At 55.0% G+C, this 21262-nt stretch carries 17 protein-coding genes and 2 tRNA genes; 10 read left to right on the top strand and 9 right to left on the bottom strand.

The genetic code is table 11. The features are described from left to right. Positions 1 to 35: 35 nt before the first annotated feature. The gene (locus tag ACFIQF_RS07875) at positions 36 to 533 is read right to left on the bottom strand and encodes a DUF1643 domain-containing protein (protein ID WP_393941711.1); all 498 of its coding nucleotides are present in this window, start codon (positions 531 to 533) and stop codon (positions 36 to 38) included. A gap of 109 nt (positions 534 to 642) precedes the next feature. Between ACFIQF_RS07875 and ACFIQF_RS07870 the strand changes: the two genes are divergently transcribed. Both ACFIQF_RS07870 and ACFIQF_RS07865 read left to right on the top strand, forming a co-directional pair. Continuing rightward, a complete protein-coding gene (locus ACFIQF_RS07870) occupies positions 643 to 879 on the top strand; it encodes a helix-turn-helix domain-containing protein (RefSeq protein ID WP_393941710.1) in 237 nt (78 codons plus the stop codon). Between the two features lie 1264 nt (positions 880 to 2143). Then, the gene (locus ACFIQF_RS07865) at positions 2144 to 3067 is read left to right on the top strand and encodes an NAD(P)H-binding protein (RefSeq protein WP_224149105.1); all 924 of its coding nucleotides are present in this window, start codon (positions 2144 to 2146) and stop codon (positions 3065 to 3067) included. Positions 3068 to 3302: 235 nt separating this feature from the next. Here ACFIQF_RS07865 and ACFIQF_RS07860 read toward each other — a convergent pair whose 3' ends face one another. The 4 genes from ACFIQF_RS07860 to ACFIQF_RS07845 form a co-directional block, all read right to left on the bottom strand. After that, positions 3303 to 3752 carry a hypothetical protein gene (locus ACFIQF_RS07860; protein ID WP_393941708.1) on the bottom strand — a complete coding sequence of 150 codons (450 nt, stop codon included), beginning with the start codon at positions 3750 to 3752 and terminating at the stop codon, positions 3303 to 3305. Between the two features lie 106 nt (positions 3753 to 3858). Continuing rightward, complete coding sequence (locus ACFIQF_RS07855; RefSeq protein WP_393941706.1) at positions 3859 to 5178, bottom strand: AAA family ATPase; 1320 nt, start codon at positions 5176 to 5178, stop codon at positions 3859 to 3861. 134 nt (positions 5179 to 5312) lie between these two features. After that, entirely contained in the window at positions 5313 to 5678 is a 366-nt protein-coding gene (locus ACFIQF_RS07850) for a hypothetical protein (RefSeq protein WP_393941704.1), read from the bottom strand. Between the two features lie 316 nt (positions 5679 to 5994). Continuing rightward, entirely contained in the window at positions 5995 to 6768 is a 774-nt protein-coding gene (locus ACFIQF_RS07845; RefSeq protein ID WP_393941702.1) for a hypothetical protein, read from the bottom strand. Positions 6769 to 7119: 351 nt separating this feature from the next. Here ACFIQF_RS07845 and ACFIQF_RS07840 point away from each other — a divergent pair, with 351 nt between their 5' ends. Both ACFIQF_RS07840 and ACFIQF_RS07835 read left to right on the top strand, forming a co-directional pair. Further along, positions 7120 to 9288: an IPTL-CTERM sorting domain-containing protein gene (locus ACFIQF_RS07840; protein ID WP_393941700.1), complete on the top strand. Its 2169-nt coding sequence runs from the start codon at positions 7120 to 7122 to the stop codon at positions 9286 to 9288. 447 nt (positions 9289 to 9735) lie between these two features. Further along, positions 9736 to 12267 carry an IPTL-CTERM sorting domain-containing protein gene (locus tag ACFIQF_RS07835; RefSeq protein WP_393941698.1) on the top strand — a complete coding sequence of 844 codons (2532 nt, stop codon included), beginning with the start codon at positions 9736 to 9738 and terminating at the stop codon, positions 12265 to 12267. Between the two features lie 225 nt (positions 12268 to 12492). On the opposite strand, the gene ACFIQF_RS07830 is transcribed toward ACFIQF_RS07835, so the two are convergent. Further along, positions 12493 to 12942 carry a DUF2846 domain-containing protein gene (locus ACFIQF_RS07830; protein WP_393941696.1) on the bottom strand — a complete coding sequence of 150 codons (450 nt, stop codon included), beginning with the start codon at positions 12940 to 12942 and terminating at the stop codon, positions 12493 to 12495. Positions 12943 to 13287: 345 nt separating this feature from the next. Between ACFIQF_RS07830 and ACFIQF_RS07825 the strand changes: the two genes are divergently transcribed. Beyond that, positions 13288 to 13377: transfer RNA gene (locus ACFIQF_RS07825), tRNA-Ser, on the top strand. Between the two features lie 12 nt (positions 13378 to 13389). Further along, a tRNA-Arg gene (locus ACFIQF_RS07820) sits at positions 13390 to 13466 on the top strand. 154 nt (positions 13467 to 13620) lie between these two features. On the opposite strand, the gene ACFIQF_RS07815 is transcribed toward ACFIQF_RS07820, so the two are convergent. Further along, the gene (locus ACFIQF_RS07815) at positions 13621 to 14595 is read right to left on the bottom strand and encodes a tripartite tricarboxylate transporter substrate binding protein (protein ID WP_393941694.1); all 975 of its coding nucleotides are present in this window, start codon (positions 14593 to 14595) and stop codon (positions 13621 to 13623) included. A 31-nt stretch (positions 14596 to 14626) separates the two neighbouring features. Further along, a complete protein-coding gene (locus tag ACFIQF_RS07810; RefSeq protein ID WP_393941693.1) occupies positions 14627 to 15406 on the bottom strand; it encodes a class II aldolase/adducin family protein in 780 nt (259 codons plus the stop codon). Between the two features lie 96 nt (positions 15407 to 15502). Between ACFIQF_RS07810 and ACFIQF_RS07805 the strand changes: the two genes are divergently transcribed. Further along, entirely contained in the window at positions 15503 to 16417 is a 915-nt protein-coding gene (locus ACFIQF_RS07805) for a LysR family transcriptional regulator (RefSeq protein WP_393941691.1), read from the top strand. A gap of 159 nt (positions 16418 to 16576) precedes the next feature. Here ACFIQF_RS07805 and ACFIQF_RS07800 read toward each other — a convergent pair whose 3' ends face one another. Beyond that, the gene (locus ACFIQF_RS07800) at positions 16577 to 17461 is read right to left on the bottom strand and encodes an AraC family transcriptional regulator (protein WP_393941690.1); all 885 of its coding nucleotides are present in this window, start codon (positions 17459 to 17461) and stop codon (positions 16577 to 16579) included. Between the two features lie 207 nt (positions 17462 to 17668). Between ACFIQF_RS07800 and ACFIQF_RS07795 the strand changes: the two genes are divergently transcribed. The 3 genes from ACFIQF_RS07795 (at position 17669) to ACFIQF_RS07785 (ending at position 20753) form a co-directional block, all read left to right on the top strand. Further along, positions 17669 to 18538 (top strand): fumarylacetoacetate hydrolase family protein, encoded by an 870-nt coding sequence (locus tag ACFIQF_RS07795; protein WP_393941732.1) that lies wholly within the window; start codon positions 17669 to 17671, stop codon positions 18536 to 18538. Positions 18539 to 18546: 8 nt separating this feature from the next. Beyond that, a complete protein-coding gene (locus tag ACFIQF_RS07790) occupies positions 18547 to 19338 on the top strand; it encodes an alpha/beta fold hydrolase (RefSeq protein WP_393941688.1) in 792 nt (263 codons plus the stop codon). 71 nt (positions 19339 to 19409) lie between these two features. Further along, entirely contained in the window at positions 19410 to 20753 is a 1344-nt protein-coding gene (locus ACFIQF_RS07785) for a metal-dependent hydrolase family protein (RefSeq protein ID WP_393941686.1), read from the top strand. Positions 20754 to 21262 lie beyond the last annotated feature (509 nt).

Below are 21262 nucleotides of genomic sequence, written 5' to 3'. Positions count from 1 at the left end.
AGGTAGCGCAACCGTGTGCGCTACCCATTGCATGGTTAGCTTGGCTCGAACGGCTCCAGTGTCCAGCTGTAGTCCAGATACAGCGGGTGGCGTGGATGGCCGTTGACCGTCAACTCGCCGAATCTACGCCATTGAGGGGCATATTTTTCTAGACGCTGATACAGCGCATCCCGTGCCCGCGTGAGATACGGTCGCTTGACCACGATCTCCCCCCAGGCCGCCCAAATAGTGGGCTTGGGATACTGGGCCACGATTTTTTCGATTTCTTCCAGGTTGCGCTCATATGCAACGGGGTCGGCTTTTTCCGTCAGGTCTTGCGGATTGGTAGCGCGCACGGGGTAAAGATTGAGCATCACGAACCCATCAAATCCCGATTGCTGGGCGACCTTCTCCACACGGGTGACCGTCTGATCCAGTTTTTCTTGGGTTGCGGTACTGGGGTTGAGGCCGATGATGAATAGTGGATTGGCACCCGAGCGGCCTAGGACGTAGCGCCATTGGTCGTCTTGGTCGGAATGGTAGAGGTCGTACATATGTCCCTGTTTGCAGTAGTTTGGTTGGCCGTTTGAATATCGGAGCAAATAAATCGTACCGCATTTAGTCTGATTACGACTATTCCATATTCGACTAGACGATGCATGGATGTCCACGTCTCTCTACCATGCCGATTACGAAGCGCTGCGTGCAGCACTTCGGGATATGCGCGTGGGTGCGAGCTTGACACAGACAGATATGGCCGAGCAGTTAGGTGTAGGGCAGTCCTACATCTCCAAGCTGGAGCGTGGTGAGAATTTCGTAGACGTCATTCTGTTTGCCCGATGGTGCCAAGTTTGCGCAGTTCGGCCCGGGCTTGCATTGGATCAGCTTCTCAAATCTTGAGGCGGCTGGTGGCACACAGGCATCACACTTGCTGCCGTACCTTGCAGCTCTCGACCCGGTCACTTTGTTGAATACCCTGCAGCCCACCCGGTAGTCCCGAGTTTCGGGTGGGAGTAGTTTCTTTGCTTCGCGTCTTCTGGTTTCGATGCGTGTACACGGCATGTCTTGCTATTCCGCACTCAATACCCCGGCACCCCGCCCGCCACGACACCCCCGAAGGGGGTTGTCGGGCGGGGTGCGGGTGTTGGGGTATAGCATTGGAGTCCTTGGTTCCGGGGTGTTGTATCGACCTGCCTATGTTGGTCTGCTTGATGCTTTGCTGCTTTGCAGTCGGCACGCGAGGTGATACCTAGGCGTGTTTCGTGGATATTTGGACTATGGGGGTAGCGGCTAGGCTTCCCGTGCAGCACTTCGGTACCTCTCGGAGGCACTTCTGCACTATCGCGAGGTGGTGGCTTGCCTGCTAGGGCTCCAGCCCTGTGCCTCGATATCCGCTTATCACCACTTGCCCGGTCGATTGCTTGCACGCTACCCCGATAGCCCCACCCCGGCCCGACTCCCCCCGCCCCCCCTTTTAGGGGGAGGTGGGCGGGGGGGAGTTGGCCGATGGTGTTTGGAGTGTGCTGTGGATATTTTTTCTGGGGTTCTACTGAGAATGGATTTGCGGATTGTTTGCCGAAGATTTGGGCTTGCAGAGATGTATTTGCTTGTGTCTCGTACAGTCCGCCACTATGGGGGTCATGGCTAGGTCTCTGTGGCTATGCCGTGGGCCGAGGAGATACCCATCTGACATATTCGCAGCGTACGGGGTACACGACCTAGACTCGCTACACCCGGGATGCGCATCCGGGATCGGGTTGCCCACCCCGCCCGCACCCCCTGCGGGGCCGGGCGGGGTGGGCTGTCCGGAGACGGCCAACAACAGTCATCCGCCGCTGATGCGGAATTTTCCCGCAAGCGGTTGCCTGGTCGTTTGAATGCTCGTCGTCCTTTACCCTTCGCCCTGACAAGCTGGTCGCGCTGAATAGAGTAGCTGTACTCGAGAAAGTGTGCGATTATTCGTTCATGCAAATTGTCTTTCGCTGATTCTGGAAGCCGCCCGCGCTTTAATGCGCGCGGGTCGCTTCCATTTTATCGCCTCCACTGTTTAGGGTCTGCTCGCTTGCCTTGTGCACGCGGCATGTGCGCGCCTGACCGCCTGGAGGAACCACCGAATCTGACGGAGTGCCAATCAGAGCGCTCCAGACACGAAAGACCTTTTCTCATGAACTCCATTTGTTCCAGTTCCACCAGCGGCTCGTTGCTGGTAAGCGGAGCTTCTGGCGCGCTCGCGCGCCAAGTGATTGAGCTGCTGTTGCGGTATCGGCCACACCAGCCCATCATTGCAACCACCCGTCAACCTCACAAGCTGGAAGACTTGGCGGCTCGCGGTGTATCGGTGCGCTTTGCGGACTTTGACCAACCCGACTCGCTTGATGTCGCCATCAAGGGAGCGTCGCGCATGCTGCTGGTGAGCACCAACACGCAGGGTGTGCCACCACGCCGCTCCACACAGCACGGCAACGCTATCGAGGCAGCTTGGCGCTGCGGTGTGCAGCATTTGGTCTACACGTCGTTTGCTACTGCCGGTGCTGCACAGCCGAGCCCGATAGCAGTCGACCATGCGGCAACCGAACGAAAACTGCGTCAAGGGCAGACGGGCTTTAGCATTCTGCGCAATGCGATCTATGCCGAACTGCTGCTCGCGACCCTGCCACTGGCTTGCAGGAGCGGTCAGTTACCTTGCGCGCAAGGCCGCGGGCGCATGACATTGGTTGCGCGCGCTGATTGCGCCGCGGCCGCTGCGGCTGCGCTGGTGGATGGCTTTGACGGACGTCGTGTGCTTTCTGTAGCTGGGGAAGAAGCGTTGGATGCCCGCGCCCTTGCGTCATTGGCATCGGAAGTCCTTAGCACCCGGATCGAGGCACTTGAAACACCGCCGGATCAGCTTGAGGCGGCGTGGCGCAAATGCGGTGCTTTACCAGGCATGGCCAGCGTTTTCGCCGGCATGGACCGCAGCACTGCAAAGGGCGAAATGGAGATCCCAGTCAGCGACCTGCGCGAGTTGTTAAGAGCGTTGCCTGGATTGACCCCAATGGGCATGCGAGAGTTTCTGCAGGCACATCAGGCGGTGATCCTCAGGGGATAGAGCAAGAAGGCCTTCCTGAAAGAAAGGGGGCCTTTTCTTGCACAGGCTTTCTGGATCACAGTCGGTCGACTCATCGTGTTTTCTGAGTGACCGCTTCGGAGCACTGCGCACAGCCGCTATGGGGCGTTATGCGTCAGTCGCGGGAGATTGGCCGCCCAGGGTATGTTGAACTGCCCACCGCTCCCAGCACCGAAGGTGTTGTAGGGCGGGGTGGACAGCCATAAGTCAATTAGATTTATCCAAAATCACGCCGTTTCACACCCATGCCATCTTGTTTGGGACATTCCGTTTGCCCCGCACCTTGGACAGGGAGCTCATCCCTCCACTTCAACAACTCCGTCAACAGCGCTTCGTGCTCATTGCGCTTGTCCACCTCAGCAACCCAGTCCAGCCCAACGTCTTCCGATTCCCAAAAGCCCTTGCCTGGAATGCCATGGTTTTTAGATACGAACAGCGATGCGCGGAGCGGGCGGTTTTGTAACCTGTCCTCCTTGCACATCAGGTTGAGCGCACGAATAATGATTCCGCTGCAGTAGCGGTTTTTCCTGCAAGCGGGCAACCCTAAGTGGAAGGCTGCTTCGCTGTAGCAGATGGGCTGCGTGATTGTTCTGCTGAGGATATCTAATGCGGTTTTTACGCGCTGAATTAGCCGCACATGATTTTTCGATTGCATGATTTTGTCCATGTCTGGAGAGTGCAATGGCCATGCACTTTCGGCACCGCCATACACAAGGGATAACTGAGTGACTCCAGCCCCGGCAGTCAATTGCCGGAGCTGTGGAATAAACTGCTCAGGAGGCGGTTTTCAGCAGGCCGCTATCACTTTGCTGCAATTGACCAGCTTCAATCAACGCATCCAGTGCCTCGCGTGCGCGGGTAGACCGGTGCTTGGATGACACCGCACTGAAGGCCGCTTTGACAACCTCTAGTGCTTCCTCACGGTTGATTCCCGCAAGGGGCTCGCCGTTCAATCCAGCCTGCAAATGCAACCCGATAGCAACCAGTGCTTCTTTTTGCTGAGGCGTTAGCGCAGGTGCTGCCGCAGCCTTTTCGACATCGGGCGTCCCTTCCACTTCGGTGAGTGCAGGCCCCACCACCGGCAGGCCATAATCGTCTTCGCCCAGCTCGATGTTCTCTATATTGAAGTAGTACTTCTTGCCTCCGGCTCCTTGGCGCGTCTTAACCAGCTCAACAGCCCGCACGCCTGAGTCGGTCTGCTCCACCATCAAGCAGGTATCGAGCGCGGCATACAGGCTAGAGTGCCCGCGTGGCCCCCTGTCTTTGGCCTTGCCCGTGTGGTGGGTGAGTACCACCGCTGCGCCAGTCAACTTGATCAACTGGTTGGCGTGTGCGATCACCATGCCCATGTCAGTCGAGAGATTTTCATCACTGCCGGGGATGGCACGATTTAAGGTGTCGATAAAAATCACATCTGCGCCACCAGCCTGATTCACATGGCGAGCCAGTTCGATCACTTCGGACTCGTCGTTCAACCGCCATGCGCGCGTCATGAACATTGCTTGCGGTGCAGGAAATGACCAGCCGGTATGGTGCTGCTCGATGGCTTCCAGGCGCTGCTTGAGCTCGCCCTCCAAGTTGACGTATACAAATCGCGACCGTTTTGGGATGCGGTGACCAAATACTTCATCGGCATTAACCAATGCAGCACCCAAATGCATCTGGAGCACAGACTTACCGCAACCCGAGGGGCCTGCAATCATGACAAGCTGGCCCTTGCCGATTAGGCCGTGAATCAATGGGATGGCCGAAGGTTCAGCTTCGATATCGTTGCGGGTGAGCAGACCATATTCACGGGCTTGTGCAGGTAGCCGAGCATTGCCGCGACCACCAGCTGCTTCGTTTACTGTGGGTTCTGCGTGATCCTCCGGCAATGTTTGCGTGGGCTCGCTGGTGTCCTCGTCTGCTGACTGGTCGGACATTTCTGCTTCTACCGGTTCCGTGGCGAGGTTGCTTTGGCTGGAGGCAGGTTTGTGCGTTTCCGCCAGTTCGGTGGCCTCTTCTTCATTGTGCAAGGCGACAATTTTCATTGCTGCGGTCTGAAGGCGATTCATCTCCGGAACTTCTTGGAAGCTAGTTTGAGTATTTGTCATAATGTGATATTGAAATTTATGCTGATAAATGCAGAACACCAGACCTAGGCGGGCCTATTCGTGTCCACAAACGACTTGGCGCTGAAGTTCTATTTCGTGCAAGTGGATGGAGGTCTGCCCTCCGTCACTTCAGGTTATGCTCGCTTGCCTACTCGCTGGTTGCTGGGAGCATTCTTGCGAGCGGAGCGTGACTTCCTTGCCTGCTTGCTTGCCTTGGGTTGAGATGCTGCAATGGCTTGGAGGAGGACGTGCCTTGACCGCAATGCATGGTTTGCAACCACCGCTACGCGGTCAAGCAGACCGTCGAGCTTTGCTTCAATGCGCGTCATTGCTTCGTCCTGCATTAGCAGGTTGAATGTCAGCATTGCGAGCGCAATTTGGTCTGGATTCATGCTCCAGCCTGTGTTTTCTTGTTCGGGTTCAGAGGCGTAGGTGTCTTCGTTGTATTCCTCATCGTCTGATGTAAAAACGACGGTGTGGTCATTGATGACTTTAATCACGGCGATACTTTCATAAAAATTGCGCAAAGCAACCCCTCCCGCTGCATCTGCGCGGATGAAATATAGGAGTGGAGGTAAATCTAAGCTTGGCCGGTGGCGCTAAGGCGGCGCTTCTGCATGCTTAGATATGCGTTGCGAGACGATCGCAGTGGGGCAATGTGGTGACTGATGCATTTTTCGCTTTCACGGTGCTGTGTGACTAATGATCTCTCAACAATCACCGAATGTGAAAAATGGACAGGCTCATACCCACATTTCCGCTTTAGCCTGTCTTTTTATGAGATCCGCTGTCTGACCTAACCAAGTTAGCTGTCGGTTAGCTATTGAGCTCTTTGATGGCTCGACGCACCTTGGTCAGAGTCATTGGGGTATCTGAGAAGTAGATATTCCAGATTTGATAAGTGATTTCAGCCAGCTCTTTAGCCTTGAATTCCCTTTCGTCTTGCCTGCCGTTGTTGCGTGGCATGCGCTTGCGAAAGCGCTTGACCCGGATATAAATGAGCTCGACTAGGAAGTTTTCCCGTTTTTTACGGCTAACGGCCTGAGTGCTGCTCCCCTGATGTGATGCGGATTGCGCCAACCTGTCTAGCTGCCCCCGTAGGTCGACGCAATAATTTTTCCAAGCCTCGTCGGCTGATTCGTGAGCGGGGCGTGATAGGTGCGGAGCGATTGCCTGTCCGATTTTGATGTATGGGTCGTCACTGTCAGTGCATGATTCGTTGAGCATCTTGGATAGCTTGTGACACGCGTTTGCAAAAGACTGAAATTGATCTTTCTCCTTAAGGGTAGCGCGCAGCGCCCCGGGCCCAACAAGCGGGTTTTTAATTTTCGAGTTTTCTCTAAGTATTTGGAGAGCTTTGTGCAAATCCCATAGATCGCTGTCAATTTCCACGTCAATCGGACTGTTGACCTCCGCGTCAGCTTCGGCTTCGGCGCATTGGGCGGTTCTGGGAAGCCCGCGTGTTATTCCTTTGAGCTTATCTAGTTCTGATTGGTCTGGTGCCAAGCCGTGAGCGCCCCAATACAACATCCCAGTGTCTTCTGCTATCTGCGTTAGTTGAAGGTATTCTTGCGCCTCTTTTTTGTCCATCGATGTCTCCAAATCTGCCTCGTTGGTTATCTGATAGATCATATTTCGACGGAACATCGTCGCAGTAAACTGGTGTATTGCCCAGACTACGGCGGGTAGAATGATGGGTAGCGCACCCCGAGCTACCTAGAAGCCGCATTGCGAATGGGATCTTGGCGGTGATGGTGGCTTATTTAGATTGGCTAGTAGTGAGTTCTGTTGATACCACGCGTACTTATCTCCAGGCTGTTGGCCGAACATATGTGCTCAAGCGGGGGGCATGAAGCACCATAGCTGGTGGTCAGTGCTACTTGTCTCGTGAAGATTGTTGACACTTTCGACATGTTATAAATGTAATCACTCGCTTCATACTTGACGGTTTCTGATGGGGCTTGTATGAAGATTGCATCTGTAAGCTTGGCGCTGTACGGCGTCTTCGCATTTCCGTTAACAAGCTGGGGTGCATGCACCCCTCCCAGTCCGGTCACCGTTGCGGGGAGCACAGTTTCCTGCACTGGTACGACTTCCGGTCAGTACCTCATTAATGCTCAGAATGTCTCTTTCACCAATTCTGGAAGCTGGACAGCCACAGGTGCGCTCCTAGGCGTAATTTATGCAACTCAGAACCTCGCTAATGGCGTATCTGTCATTAATCAAGGCAGTATTGATTGGACTAATGCACTGTATGGTGGTGGCGGTACGGGAACGCGGTCGGTTGCAAATGTGGGATACACAACTGGGAATAATTTCACCTCTGCATCGTTCTTGAATGAGACGGGTGCTTCAATTAGTGCATCCATCACATCCAATTTAGCGGCGAATCGATACATCTCTGGAGCCAGCCTCTATACCATTAACGGTCCCGCGAGCTTGATCAACCGTGGAACCATATCTATCACTAACAACAGCACTACATCATCTAGTGGAAGCGATGGAATTGACGCGTTAGGACGAAGTGCTACGGTTGTGAACGAAGGTACGGTAGGAATTAATATCCCGGGTGGAGCGGGAGCCTATGGACTAACAGCAAGGGCAACCGCTGGTGCCGCGGTTGTGAACAATTCTGGTGATGTGACCATCAACGGTGCCGGGGCCAGCGCTGCGGCTGTCTCCACTGGAATGTATGCAGCTACCACTGAGTTGAAGATTACAAACAGTGGCTTGTTAGAACTCAAAGGCGGTACTACCAACTCGGCAACAAGACGTGTGGTTGAGCTGAGCTCCCTGGCGGGAAGCACCATCGTGCAGCAGGTTGAGAATCTTGCGGGTGGCATTATCCGTGCGGATGCATTCAGCTACGCCATCGTGCTCGACGGCGCCGATGCCATCACAAACCCCGTACAAATCACAAATAATGGACGTATTGAAGGTCCGATTCTGACGAGAGCAGGCAATGACACCTTGATTCAAACTGCGGGTCAACTTGTCGGGAGTGTGAGTCTCGGAGCTGGAGCCGATAATTTACAGGCGAGCGGGGGCGCAATAATTGGCAGCATATCCATGGGGGATGGTGATGATGTCATCACTCTCTCTGGGGACATTGATGTGACCCAGGTTCCCCTGTTCGATGGAGGGGCAGGCGCGGACCAGTTCAATATTGATGGCATCAGCTTGCGTGCTTTCACTGCCAGTGCGAACAACCCCTCTCTTGGAGCTAACCTGACACTTTGGGAGACGGTTGATGTCCAAAATGGCGGGGCACTGCGTTTGACCGGTGATTTGTTCGATACTGCCAATACGGGTATCTTGAAGCTCTCCAATGCGGCATCAACCCTGGATCTGCAAGAAGGGACGACCGCGACAACCACCATCCATGGCGACTTTGATAGCGTCGGTGTGGCGAAGATCGATACCGTGCTGGGAGACAGCAACTCTGCCTCGGATGTTCTTCATATCACAGGTGGTACAGCAGGTTCCACCGTTTTGCAGGTTAACAACCTGGGTGGAGCGGGTGCGCTTACTACCGGCAATGGCATCCTGGTTGTGCAGGTTGACGGAAGCTCTTCGGGTACGTTTGCCTTGCCCGGTGGGTCACTGATAGCAGGTCAGTTTCTCTATTCTCTCCAGAAGATTGGCAACAACTGGTACCTGCAATCCCAGGCTAATACGGGCACGGTACAGGTGTCCAAGACGGTCGTGGGCCCTGAGGGTGCTCCAGCATTTAGTGGCAGCATTCCGTTCACACTCACCTGTGTCTCGCCCGACCTCAGCCAGCAAGGCAGCATCGCGGTCGTGAACAATGCAGGCACAGTCGAACCGATCACGGTTACTGCTGGCAGCTCCTGCTCGGTAGCAGAGGGCGCGTTGCCTGCAGCGCCCAGTGGTTATGGGTGGGGCGCTGCCACGCTGCCCACCGCGACTGGGCCTGTGCCATTGGGAGGCAACTTGACTCTGGCCATCACAAACACGCTGGTCAAGCAGAACACCCCGACTGCGATCCCCACACCAGTGCCTTCGCTCAGCCAATGGGCGCTCGCCCTGCTGTCGTTAATGTTCGGCGGATTGGTTGCAATGGGTGTCCGTAGTTCGAGGACGCGTTGATCTATTGAGGATTGTCACTGGCAATTGCCTCTTTCGGTCAAGGCCAGTTTCCTCTCCTCCTAATTACCCCTTTTGGGCAATCCGCTCCGCCTGTTCAATTCCATATAGACCTGATCCAGCAGAGGAGCGTCAGAGTGCTTTTTTCAGTGAGAGGAGAGCGAGCGAAGATTGCCCAAGACTTTGGGTGCGAGTCTGAATTCAAGCGGCAAGGTTGCTGTTTGAGGCTGGGGCGCGTGCCTCTATCGTTCTGGGAGACGCGGTCTACAGATAGCAATGCGATAAACATGCGAGATATCAAGGCAATGTAAGCCAGCGGATTGAAGACGACTTGGTTACCGCCTCACCCTCGCCCGCCTCTCATTTGTCAAAAATAGTCAACTAAAGCGCAAAAACATGTTTATAAATGTATACTTATATCGATTTCTACACCCACGATAAATAATCCATATGAATACATTTCGATCCTACGAGGGGCTAAAGAGAAGATCGGTCGCCGTTCTGACTGCTTTGTTAGCCTTCAGCGCTAGTCAAGTCATTGCCCAATCTGTTACCAAGACTGGCAGAGACTTAACGACCCAGAGCACCACCGATACCCAAGTAGGGCGCACTGTGCGCTATGCAGTCTCGCTCGGGTTACCCGCAGGGCAGACTGCAGCAGTGGATGTTTCTGACGCAATTCCATCAGGAATGGAATATGTGGCGGGTTCGCTCAAATTGCCATCCAATGCAGTGGGGGCTTGGTCTATTAACAATGGTACGAGTTACGTCGGGGTTGAGCCGTCGCCTACATCGGCAGTGACTAACCTTCGCGTCACCGGTAGTAGTTACATGGCTGCTACTTCGGCAATGGGAACGTTGCCCACGCCGCCGGTGGCCAGTGCCAGTGGTGGCGCTGGAGGAGATGGTTACCGTGCCATTCCCTATAACGGGAAGGTCTATTCGATCTATCACCATAACGGAGGTGATGCACTGTATTGTGGTGATCAGGCCACAGGCACGGCATGTCCAGGATTTCCAACTTCAGTGCCAGCAGCCTCGGGTAGTCCGTTCGTGCAAGTCGGTGGAAACTGGTATACGACCTTCAATGTCGTACATGATTATCTCGACCGAAATACAGGACGATTGTACTTTTATGCTGTCAACAATACAACTTCCAAGCCGGTTGTTGTCTGTGCAGAATTGGCTTCCCAAACGAGTTGCGGCTCCTATGAATTTAGCAATGCCGCTGATTTAGGCTATTCAGGTAACTTCAGCAGTGGTGGCCGACAAGGTAGTCGCTATTACACCAGTTCCGACGACGGGCGCATGTTGTGTTTTGACACTGCGACTTTCGCACCTTGCGCTGGTACTGGTGCAGATGGAGCCTTTCCTGTTTCTGGGACACGAACAGCCTTGGCAACGAATCAGAAAGTTGGTCAAGTAGGTTCTAGGTTGTATTGGCCACAGACCGATACCTCTACTTGGCCGGTACTTGCATGTTTTGACATGGCAATCAATGGCGACTGTGCGGGCTTTTCGGGAAGCGCGACTAACAATTATGTGGGTCAAATGGGCTTCTTGCCGACAGCCAATAGCGCGGGCGTGGCTGATGGTATGTGCTTCGAGGGCTACGACAGCAGTTTTACTGTATTACAGGCACAGTGCTTTGACCTGAATGGTAACGATATTACTTCGAGTAAATCTGCATTTACGGCAAGTCTGAATTCACATGCTGCAGCCATGTATCAATACTCTTATGGACTCCTGCTGAATGGGCGTACCTACTGGCAAGATTCGTCAGCGCAATTATGCTGGGACTGGTCTTCCAACACTGCTTGTGCAGGGTATGACCCCAGCACTGGATTTTCTCCTTGGTGGTACGAAACCACTTATGATCCTGCCAATCCCACTTGCGTCTGGGCCCTTGGAGATGCTGGCAGGCTAACGGCTACAGACGCAATCAATGGAGGTCCTTGCACAGTTGAAGTTAAGGCTCAAGTGCAAGCCAGCCCTGCTGGCAACTATTGTGATGGAAAACCTCACTCGGTGACTTGGTCGCGCATTGACCTGGTGGGCCTTCAGGCAAGCGACTATGCTTCAGCGAAAGTTACTATTCGCGATGCCTCGAACAATATTCTTCCTGGCTGGAATGCTGCTACAGCCACGTTCCCTATAGATCTGAGTGCCTATCCAACCTCAGGTGCAACGGCGAGTCTCTCAGTTGAAGTAGAGCTATTGGGAATAACCAATGCTACTCCATTCAATGCAGATCCAAAGCCATACATATCGGTACAGTGGAATGGCGATGCTCAGCAAATCTGTTATGACGCTAAGCTATCTTGCGGCGCTGCTCCTGTTTCGGCATTAACCAATACCGTTTCTGGACTTATTGCTGGCACAGCAGTCACAGGCTCGCATACTTTTAGCAATATCGCTCAATCTTGTTGGGACCCTTCTGCCCCCCAGGAGATTACGGTGACGAAGACATCGAGCACGCCAGGGCCTATAGCTGCCGGTGGTGCCGTGGACTATGTCGTAACCGTTACCAATGTGGGCACTATGGTTGCGCCACAACTGCATCTCACTGATCTATTCCCCTCAGGGCTGCAGTCGGCTAGTTGGATATGCGCTGCCAGCGGTGGTACGCCTGCCCAAACCTGCGTTATGTCTTCGGGAACTGCGACTGCACCCAACCCTATATTGGATCAGACCTTTGATTTGCAGCCAGGTGCGACTGTGACTTATCAAATTTCAGCTGTGGCTGGCAATGCCGTGGTGACCAGCACTGCTAATACAGTCACTGCTGAGGTGGCAGGAGGCGCAGCTTGTAGCAAAGGTGGCTTGCAACAAGCTTCGTGTAGCGCTACCAGTCCTGCGGGGCAACCAGGCAATGGAGGTGCTGCACCCGTTCCATCATTGGGTCAATGGGCGCTGATGTTGCTCTCTATTGTTCTGGCCGGATTCGCCGTGGTCAGATTGCGCCGCCAGCAAGTGCGTTGATTCAGGCGGAGAGAGGGGAGGAGACGCATCGCCTTCTCTCCTGATCCACTGCCGACCCTTGCCTCCCTGCAGCCGTCGTTTTCGCATCGACCGCAAGTCAGCTGGCCGCCAGCCCCCAATCAAAAATGGCCCTTGTTCTTTATAGAGAGCAAGGGCCATTCTCAACTTATGCTCCTCCCGGAGTTCTCTCGATGGAATCGCTAAGTCATTGCGCTTGGCCAGTGCTTATTGAACGCGCCTTTCGCCGCACTTCCCCGGCACTGCCATTTCCAGCTCTGCTAGGTCTGACTTGCCTTGTTCGGCAGGCACAATTTCCAAATTGGCACCGCCCACAAAGGCGCCCATCTTGATGTATTGGCGGACAAAATAGGTCTTGTCCGGCTCGGTCGTTAAATCAATGCCGTTCGGGGAGAACTCTGACTCGGTCTCGATTCTGTGGCTCTTGCCGCCTTCGACCTCGGTGTAGAAAAACACTTTGGATGCGCTCTCGCCGAGGCACTTGCCATCGATCGTGATGTCCTTCTTGAGCGCTGCACCGAACACGCTGTTGCGGTAGACGTAGAGGCCAGCGTTGCCTGCGCTGGGTGGTTGGAAGGTCTTGGCTTTGGCTGACTCTTCTTTGCTTGCCATATTGACCGAAGCGCAACCCGTCAAAAAGGCCGCGAGCAGGCACATGGCCGATGTTGTTTTCCACATGGTTATGTATCGATTGTAAATATTTAAGTATACGCAGGCTTTGATTGCATCGTTGCATGTTTCTGCGTTGTAAAGACCGCAGGGTTGCCTAGATGTCCGCTCTCCATTGCCTTGGCAGGATTTGCAGCTATCAACTTGCGCACCACTCGATGGCATTGATTCCCATGGAGGGGGAGGTATGGGGTATGGTCTTCACTTGAATCTACTGCCGCCTTTGCTCTGCATGCCTGCGCCCACCACCCTCCAGCACATCAATTTTTCAGAAACCCACGTTTCTTCCCGAGACCCTCAAATTGCCTGCTATAATTTCAGCTTCGGCGCTGCGGAGAGGTGGCAGAGTGGTCGAATGTACCTGACTCGAAATCAGGCGTACGTGCAAACGTACCGAGGGTTCGAATCCCTCCCTCTCCGCCATAGTGTTGATTAGCGGCTGTAGCTCAGCTGGATAGAGTACTTGGCTACGAACCAAGGGGTCGTGGGTTCGATTCCTGCCAGCCGCACCAAACGTTGATCCCCAGAGTGGAAACACTCTGGGGATTTTTCGTTTTCATGTTTTGCTTTGGGGCTGCTACTGCTGCGTTCAGCCCATCTGATGGCTGGAGCGGCTATGCATTGCCACCAGCCACTGCTTCGGTTGAATCTCCGGCTCAGACGCGCTCAGTCAATGCGCACATTCGCCGCTTTCACAATCTGCCCCCATTTTGTGGTCTCAGCTTGCATGTAGTCTTTGGAATCATCTGGCGTCCGCCAGTCTGCCGTGAAGCCCTGAGCGGCAAATTTGTCCCTGACCTCTTGCATGGCCAGTATTTTTTGGAATGACTGACTGAGGTGCTCCACCACGGCCTTGGGTGTTTTGGCTGGCACCACAATGCTGTTCCAGGCGATGGCCTCAAACCCAGGGTAGCCTTGTTCGGCAACTGTCGGTATTTGCGGCAGCAGGGCTGAGCGTTGTGGGCTGGTGATTGCCAGGGCTTTGAGCTTCCCGCCGGTGACAAAAGGCATGGCCGACAGCATGGTGTCAAACATGTATGAGGTTTGGCCGCTCATCGTGTCGGTCAGGCCGGGGCCGCTACCACGGTAGGGAATGTGCACCGATTGAATGCCCGCCCGCTGGTTGAGCATTTCCCCGGCAAGGTGGGTGGATGCGCCATTGCCAGACGATGCGAACGACAGTGCGCCTGGTTTTTCTTTGGCTTTGTTCACCAAGTCCTGCAGGTTTTTGATGGGCGATTCCGCCTGGGTCACCAGCAGCATGGGGCCGCTGGTCAGCGTCGTGATTGGCGTGAAATCTTTTTTTAGGTCGTACCCCAACTTGGGGAAAAGTGTTGCGTTGATGGTGTGGGTTGCGGTGGCAAGCAGTAGCGTGTAGCCGTCTGCTGACGCTCTGGCTGCAGCCTCGGCACCAATGTTTGCGCCTCCGCCTGGGCGGTTCTCCACAATGACCGCCACTTTTTCAAGCTGCCCCAGCCTCTCTCCGACCACGCGGGCGACGATGTCGGTGGGCCCGCCTGGCGCGTAGGGCACGATCAGTCGGATAGGTTGTGACGGGTAGCTGCTGGCAGCGGCAATGGCCGATGCCAGCAGGCATGCGCTTGCTACCGCTGCCTGGATGAAGTTTCGACGTGCGTTCATTGTCTGTCTCCTGAATAGGGATTCTTGGTTTTCAGTCTTGGTAACTGGGGTCTTCCTTGTCGAGCATGCGTCTCATCGCTTGCCATTCAAGTGCGGTGAATTTGTGGATGTTGGGGCCGCCGGGGCTGTATCGGCTGGCCATCCGTTTGGCTAAATCGTCGCTGGGCATGTTGAGCTCACGCCCCATTCCGAGCGCATCAACCTGCACCTTGCACGCTGTTTCTAACCAGTACATCAGGTTGAAGGCGGCCGGAACCGATGAACCGCATGCGACCAAGCCGTGGTTGCGCAGGATGATGGCGTTGTGGGTTCCGAGATCCTTGGCAAGGCGTTCGCGCTCGCTGATATCTGCCGTCGGTACTTCATAGTCGTGGTAGCCGATGGCGCCGTAAAAGCGCATAGCTGTCTGAGTGAGAGGAAGCAGACCTTCTTTCATAGTGGAGACGGCCATGCCAGCACGTGTGTGTGTGTGCATGACACAGTGCAGATCTGGCCGCGCTTTATGCACTGCGCTATGGATAACGAACCCGGCTTGATTCACCGCGAAAGGGGTGTCTGGTTTGTCCACCACATTCCCGTCGTAGTCCAGTGTGTAGAAACACGATGCGGTGATCTCCGAATACAACATGCCAAACGGATTGATCAAAAAATGGCCATCCTGCCCTGGGACCTTCGCAGTGATGTGGTTGTAGATCAGGTCGCTCATGCCTAGCTTGGCGACCAACCTATAGCAGGCTGCGAGGTCAACTCGAACCTGCCATTCGGCCTCGGAAACACGTTGTTGGACGGGTGATGGTGCAGGGCGTGACATGGTGATGGATATTGAATGGGATGGCTGCGATCGTAGAAACCCCAGGCTGTCGCGTCCAATACCATCGATATTGAAATTGATACTTAATATGTATCAATGGAACTGAGACAACTACGGCAGTTTGTGATGGTGGCAGAGCACCTGAACTTCAGGCGTGCTGCCGAGGCATTGCATATGGCGCAGCCCCCGCTATCCGTTGCGATTCGGAATTTGGAGGCGGAGCTGGGTGCTCCGCTTTTCGTGCGAGAAGGCAGAGGGATAGCGCTGACTGAGGCTGGACGCGCCGCATACGCGGCAGCGAAGAATTGTCTGTTCAGTGCTCAGGAGGTCTTTGCCGCGGTCAATACGGTGGGCACCGGTGAATATGGTCATATAAGGCTCGCATTTGTGGGTTCCGCGACCTATTCGGTTTTGCCTGCACTATTGCCTGCATTTCGTCAGCGCTTTCCTGGAATACAGCTGACCTTGAGCGAGGCCACCAATCTGCAAGCGCTCAAGCAGTTGGAGGCCGGAGAGATTGATGCTGCGTTGGTAAGGTACCCTACGACGCACATCAGCGCGTTGTCGTACGAGATTTTGGAGGAGGACCGCTTTATAGCTGCCATTCAGGCCGGACACCCACTTGCAAAGCGACGGCGTATCCCTCTGGAGTTGTTGGTGCAATACCCTTTTATCGATTACTCTGCCAACCAGGTTCCCGGCCTACATGCTTTGGTTTCACTGGCATTTCAACGGGCGGGTTTACGGCCTGCTGTAGTGCAAAAGGCCACACAGGTGCAAACCGTTATCAGCCTCGTCCAGAGTCGCATGGGGGTGGCGCTGGTTCCGTCCATTGTCAGAAAGCAAGCGCCCAAGCATGTAGTTTTCAGAGAAGTGGAAAACCTGCCTGAAGGACATGCCATGGGTGTAGCCCTTGCCTACTCCTCTGAAAAAACGCCCATTGCAGTATTGCGGCTTAGAGAGATTGCCGCTGAAAAATACACTGCGTTGGATGCAGACACGCAGGCGTGATGGATTGCTGATTCAGGGCTAGACCAGACTGAGCAAGTGGCGTTGTGGGCGCTGGATTTCGTTCTCCGTTGTCTACATAGATGCATGTTTGCTCGTCTCTGGTCGCAGAAAATGCCAAGTCTCCAATCACGAGTAGGCCGGCTTATGGGCGATACGTATTCATTCACCGTTGCCATAGACCGACTTCTCAGCGGGCATCCGGGGCACGCCAGTGACGGTAACGGGCGAATCTGCACTACGCGTTGCGCGCTTGAAAATAGACGGAGATACGCCAGTATGCTCTTTGAAAAAGCGCGAGAAATTTCCTGGCGCACTGAATCCCAGATCCAGCGCCACATCCGTCAGTACTGCGCCTTCGCTCACGCGCTTCATCGCCTCTTCAACCTTCACTCCGCTCCAGAAGACCTGTGGTGTCGTGCGCAGCTGGTCTCGAAACAGGGCAAAAAAATGCGCTCGAGACAAGCCGACACGCGCCGCAATTTCTTCCATGGAGCCACCCTCTACAACGTTCTCGCGCATGTAGTTGATGGCGGAACGCAAGCGGTGGTCCAAAGTGACTGGCAAGGGGACTGGCCGTTTGGAGACTGGCTCCGAGCCAATTACTGCATCTTCCAAGAGCTCCAGCACCAAGGTATCCACTTCGTGGCGTGCAGGTGCCGGCGAGAGCATCAAATTGAGTACCTTCCAGCAAGAGCGTCGCAATTTGGCATCCACAAAGACTTGCGGAGATTTGAAGCTGAAACTCTTGCCCTCGGTGGCCGAGCGGTGCTCTAGCCAGTCCTGCGAAATGACAAAAACCAAAAACAGGGCGGGACCGGTGTTCTCCAGCAGCACCATGTCATGGGCCTCGTAGGCGTTCACGCCCAGGCCCAGGTTCTCGCTGTAGTCCACAGTTTGTTGGCCAACGCGTGCACGGGCACGCGATCCGCCCAGCCACAGTGCGAGCTGGCTTTCTGAATGTGCATGGGGAACCAGGTTGGCACCGGCTTCTAAAACGATAGCGGTGCCGAAATTGCTTTCATGAAGCGCGTAGCCCGCGGCCATGTTTGTCTCCTGTTTTTATGAGATGCAGCGATATTGTTTCGCGTCAAAACTCCAACGAGACAGCGGTTCAGGGTAACTCCTTAGCACATCACCAGACTGAGCGATAAATGTGCAGATTCGCAGATAAGCAGCGCTGTTGAACAGTTTTTAAAGTTGGCAGACCGCATTCAAGAAGGTGCGGACACCTGCAACAAACTGGATTTCAACATGCGAATAGCGACATTCTTAGCCGGAAACCGCCGGTACGTAGGCTTGGTTTCAGCAGACGGGCAGTCCGTCACGCCGTTTGACTTATCGCCAGAGCAAGCGTCGCGGGGCGCGCTCCCCATCATCGAGAAGCTGGCCGAGGGGGGCTCGCTCCCTGCGCTTGCGAGCAGTTCAGTGGCCATCGACAGTGTTGCGTTGGATGCACCGCTCCCGCTTCCGCGGCGAAACCTGTGGTGCGTCGGGCGCAACTACAGTGCACACGCCAAAGAGCTGGCTGCTTCGGTCTTCAAGGGTAATGCCAGCAAAACGGATGAGTGGCCCATCGTCTTCACCAAGGTGCCGGAATGCGTGGTGGGGCCCACGGATGACGTGCATATTCCAAGCGCCGTTTCCGAGCAGATCGATTACGAGGCAGAGCTGGCAGTTGTGATTGGCAAGGGCGGCAAGAACATCGCGCGAGACGATGCGATGACGCACGTCTTTGGCTATACCGTGGTCAACGATGTGACGGCAAGAGACGTGCAGATGCGCCATGGGCAATGGGATATGGGCAAGTCTTTCGACACCTTCTGTCCTATGGGCCCATGGATTGTTACGGCTGACGAATTGGATGGCACCAGAACCCGGGTGAGGTGCTGGGTGAATGGCGCATTGCGCCAAGATGCGCCCACAGAAAACATGATCTTTGATATTCCGACGCTCATCGAAACGGTGTCCCGTGGCATCACGCTTTATCCGGGTGATGTGATTGCGACAGGAACGCCAGCGGGTGTTGGTATGGGGCTGAGCCCGCCCGTGTACCTGAAGCCTGGCGATGTTGTGAAGGTTGAAGTCGAAGGACTTGGCAGCATTGAAAACCGCTTTGTGTGAGGTGCCACATGACAACGCATGTAATTAACAACTTGGCGGTAGAAGTGGATGGCGAAGGCGATGCCGTACTCTGCATTCATGGACTTGGTGGCTCCTCCAACGTGTGGGAGCCGTTGCTGCCTGCACTGCAAGGATGCAAAGTCATTCGGCCTGATCTGCCTGGCAGCGCACGCTCTGCTTTGCCGGCTGAGCCACTTTCGATTGCGCTGTACGTGGCCGCCATGGTGGGCGTTCTGGATGAGCTGAAGGTGGGCAAGGTTCATGTTCTTGCGCACTCGATGGGAACCATCGTGGCACAGCATTTGGCTGAGCAACACCCTGAGCGCGTGCTGTCGCTGGCTCTGTTCGGCCCCTTGGTGGCTCCACCTGATGCAGCTCGCCCCAATATCGAGGCGCGAGCCAGTGCAGCGCGCGGAGGCATCTCTCAACTACAAGAAATTGCCAATGCCATCGTCAATGGCGCTACGAGCAAGCAGACAAAAGCGTCCCAGCCGGTGACGCTGGCGCTGGTGCGAGAAAGCGTCATGCGCCAAACCCCGGAAGGCTATGCGCAAAGCTGCGAAGCGCTGGCGCGGGCACAGGCAGCCCAGCTGGAGAGCATCCAGGCCCCCGTGCTGTTGGTAACGGGCGATCAAGATGGAGTGGCGCCACCAGCATCGGTGGAGGCCATGTCAGGCCGTCTGGCCCATTCCCGCCATGTCGTCGTTGAGGGCTGCGGTCATTGGACGACTTACGAGCATCCCGATCGCTGCGTGGCTGAGCTGCAGCGCTTCTTTCAGGAGTTCCGCGTCCTGGCGTAGCACCGGGTGCATGCAGGAGCTTGAATCACAAGTACCCAATCATGGCCTGATAAGGCTGCAGGAGACAAATCATGAAGCGTACAGTTTTCAGCGATGTCAGCATTTTTGATGGAACAGGAAGTGCTCCGTTTCGGGGCGAGGTACTGGTAGAAGGTAAGCGAATTCTTCAGGTGGCACATGCACCAGGAAAAGTCAGCCGAGAGGGCGCGCGCGTTGTGGAAGGGCACGGCCGCTTTCTGATGCCAGGTATGACGGAAGCCCACACGCATTTCAGCTGGAACGACCAGCCGTCACTGGCGGCCATCCAGTTCATGCCACCGGAAGAGCACATGCTTTGGTGTGTTCGAGTGGCGAGGCGATATCTCGACATGGGGTGGACCTCTGCCGTCGGTGCGGCTGCAGCCAAGCCGCGCTTGGATGTGGTTTTGCGCAATGCCATCAACGCCGGGGAGTTCCCTGGGCCGCGCTATTTGGCAGGCAGTCAGGAGATCACCACCATTGGAGCGCTTGGCGACAACACGCTGCCACACATGCAGTTCGACGAGCTGAGCTTTGGAAGCGTGTGCAGTGGCCCGGAGGAAATACGGCGCTCAGCGCGAACCTTCATCAAGTACGGTGTCGACCACCTCAAGATCAATCTGTCGGGTGAATACATCGCCGGACTGCCTGCTGAGATGTCGCCCTTCTCGGAGGACGAGATCGCGATGCTTGCACAGGAGGCTAAGCGCTATGGCAAGCGCATTGCTGCCCATGCGCGCTCCAGCGAGTCGGTCAAACAATGCGTGCGACATGGCATCGAGATGGTGTACCACGCGAGCTTTGCGGATGAAGAGGCGCTGGACATGCTTGAAGCCGCGAAGGACAAGCACTTTGTCGCTCCAGGAATCGGATGGCTGATTCGTACCCTCTATAACGCAGCAGAATTTGGCATTACCGAAGAAATTGCAACCACCATGGGCTACAAGCGTGAGTTGGAGGTGGCGTCTGAAACTTTGCGCAAGATGCATAAGCGCGGCATTCGAATTCTTCCAGGGGGTGACTATGGCTTTGCCTGGATGCCTCATGGTACGAATGCCAATGACCTCCAGTATTTTGTTGACTACATTGGCATGACGCCCATGGAGGCGCTGACTGCTGCCACCGGCTTGGGAGGACACATCATGATGCGCTCTGACGAGCTGGGTTTGCTGAAAGAAGGCTACCTGGCTGATGTGGTGCTTGTGGATGGCAATCCGCTGGAAAATCTGGCGCTATTGCTGGACCCCGCCAAAATCAACCTGGTCATGAAGGATGGCGAGGTCTACAAAGACCAATCCGCTCAACTTGTCTCGCAGGCCGCATTGCAGCGGGAGCAAGAGCACTATCCGCTTCAGGAAGAAGGCATCAAAGAGGCCATGGCGTCTGCCGACGCATAAAGGACGTACTGAGGTCTGGGCAGGCCGTGGTTTACGCCATGGCTTTGCCCAATTTCTTGTCCGGCATTAGATGCTGGTGATGACGTGGTTCTTATGTGAAATGGAGAGTTTGGCGTGGAGCCCAGTGGGCGTTATGCCGCCGCTTAATGGGGTGGAGGAAGGGCGTGCGTGTCTGCCTGCCAGCCTGCCGGCGTGATTTTCCATCCCTTTAGGTGCTAAAAAAGTTGTGACTCAATTCTCGGAAAGTGGGGCGTTGGGCAGTTAGCTGCTCCGACCCTTCGACGAGATGGGAAACACTTGGACATGCAATGTTGATTGCAAAGTCCCTAAAAGGGTATGCGAGAAAGCTCTTGGAGCCAAGCCTGCAACACTCTTGGTCTTATGTCAACAACACGCGCTTGCTGCGAAATCAAGCTTGCGGATTGTGGACTCGCCAAACTCAACGAGTCATACAGAAACCATATGTACTCCTCTGCATTCAAATGCACCGGCAACACTGGTGGCACCTG

Origin of the sequence: Comamonas trifloxystrobinivorans, assembly GCF_043359985.1 — a bacterium.
Lineage (GTDB): Bacteria > Pseudomonadota > Gammaproteobacteria > Burkholderiales > Burkholderiaceae_C > Comamonas > Comamonas trifloxystrobinivorans.
The sequence above is the reverse complement of the archived record's forward strand: the minus strand, read 5'-3'. Positions and strand labels throughout refer to the sequence as shown.

Coding starts and splice junctions, on each gene's coding strand:
- ACFIQF_RS07875 (WP_393941711.1), bottom strand. CDS start 533: ATGTACGACCTCTACCATTCCGACCAAGACGACCAATGGCGCTACGTC.
- ACFIQF_RS07870 (WP_393941710.1), top strand. CDS start 643: ATGTCCACGTCTCTCTACCATGCCGATTACGAAGCGCTGCGTGCAGCA.
- ACFIQF_RS07865 (WP_224149105.1), top strand. CDS start 2,144: ATGAACTCCATTTGTTCCAGTTCCACCAGCGGCTCGTTGCTGGTAAGC.
- ACFIQF_RS07860 (WP_393941708.1), bottom strand. CDS start 3,752: ATGGACAAAATCATGCAATCGAAAAATCATGTGCGGCTAATTCAGCGC.
- ACFIQF_RS07855 (WP_393941706.1), bottom strand. CDS start 5,178: ATGACAAATACTCAAACTAGCTTCCAAGAAGTTCCGGAGATGAATCGC.
- ACFIQF_RS07845 (WP_393941702.1), bottom strand. CDS start 6,768: ATGGACAAAAAAGAGGCGCAAGAATACCTTCAACTAACGCAGATAGCA.
- ACFIQF_RS07835 (WP_393941698.1), top strand. CDS start 9,736: ATGAATACATTTCGATCCTACGAGGGGCTAAAGAGAAGATCGGTCGCC.
- ACFIQF_RS07830 (WP_393941696.1), bottom strand. CDS start 12,942: ATGTGCCTGCTCGCGGCCTTTTTGACGGGTTGCGCTTCGGTCAATATG.
- ACFIQF_RS07815 (WP_393941694.1), bottom strand. CDS start 14,595: ATGAACGCACGTCGAAACTTCATCCAGGCAGCGGTAGCAAGCGCATGC.
- ACFIQF_RS07810 (WP_393941693.1), bottom strand. CDS start 15,406: ATGTCACGCCCTGCACCATCACCCGTCCAACAACGTGTTTCCGAGGCC.
- ACFIQF_RS07805 (WP_393941691.1), top strand. CDS start 15,503: ATGGAACTGAGACAACTACGGCAGTTTGTGATGGTGGCAGAGCACCTG.
- ACFIQF_RS07800 (WP_393941690.1), bottom strand. CDS start 17,461: ATGGCCGCGGGCTACGCGCTTCATGAAAGCAATTTCGGCACCGCTATC.
- ACFIQF_RS07795 (WP_393941732.1), top strand. CDS start 17,669: ATGCGAATAGCGACATTCTTAGCCGGAAACCGCCGGTACGTAGGCTTG.
- ACFIQF_RS07790 (WP_393941688.1), top strand. CDS start 18,547: ATGACAACGCATGTAATTAACAACTTGGCGGTAGAAGTGGATGGCGAA.
- ACFIQF_RS07785 (WP_393941686.1), top strand. CDS start 19,410: ATGAAGCGTACAGTTTTCAGCGATGTCAGCATTTTTGATGGAACAGGA.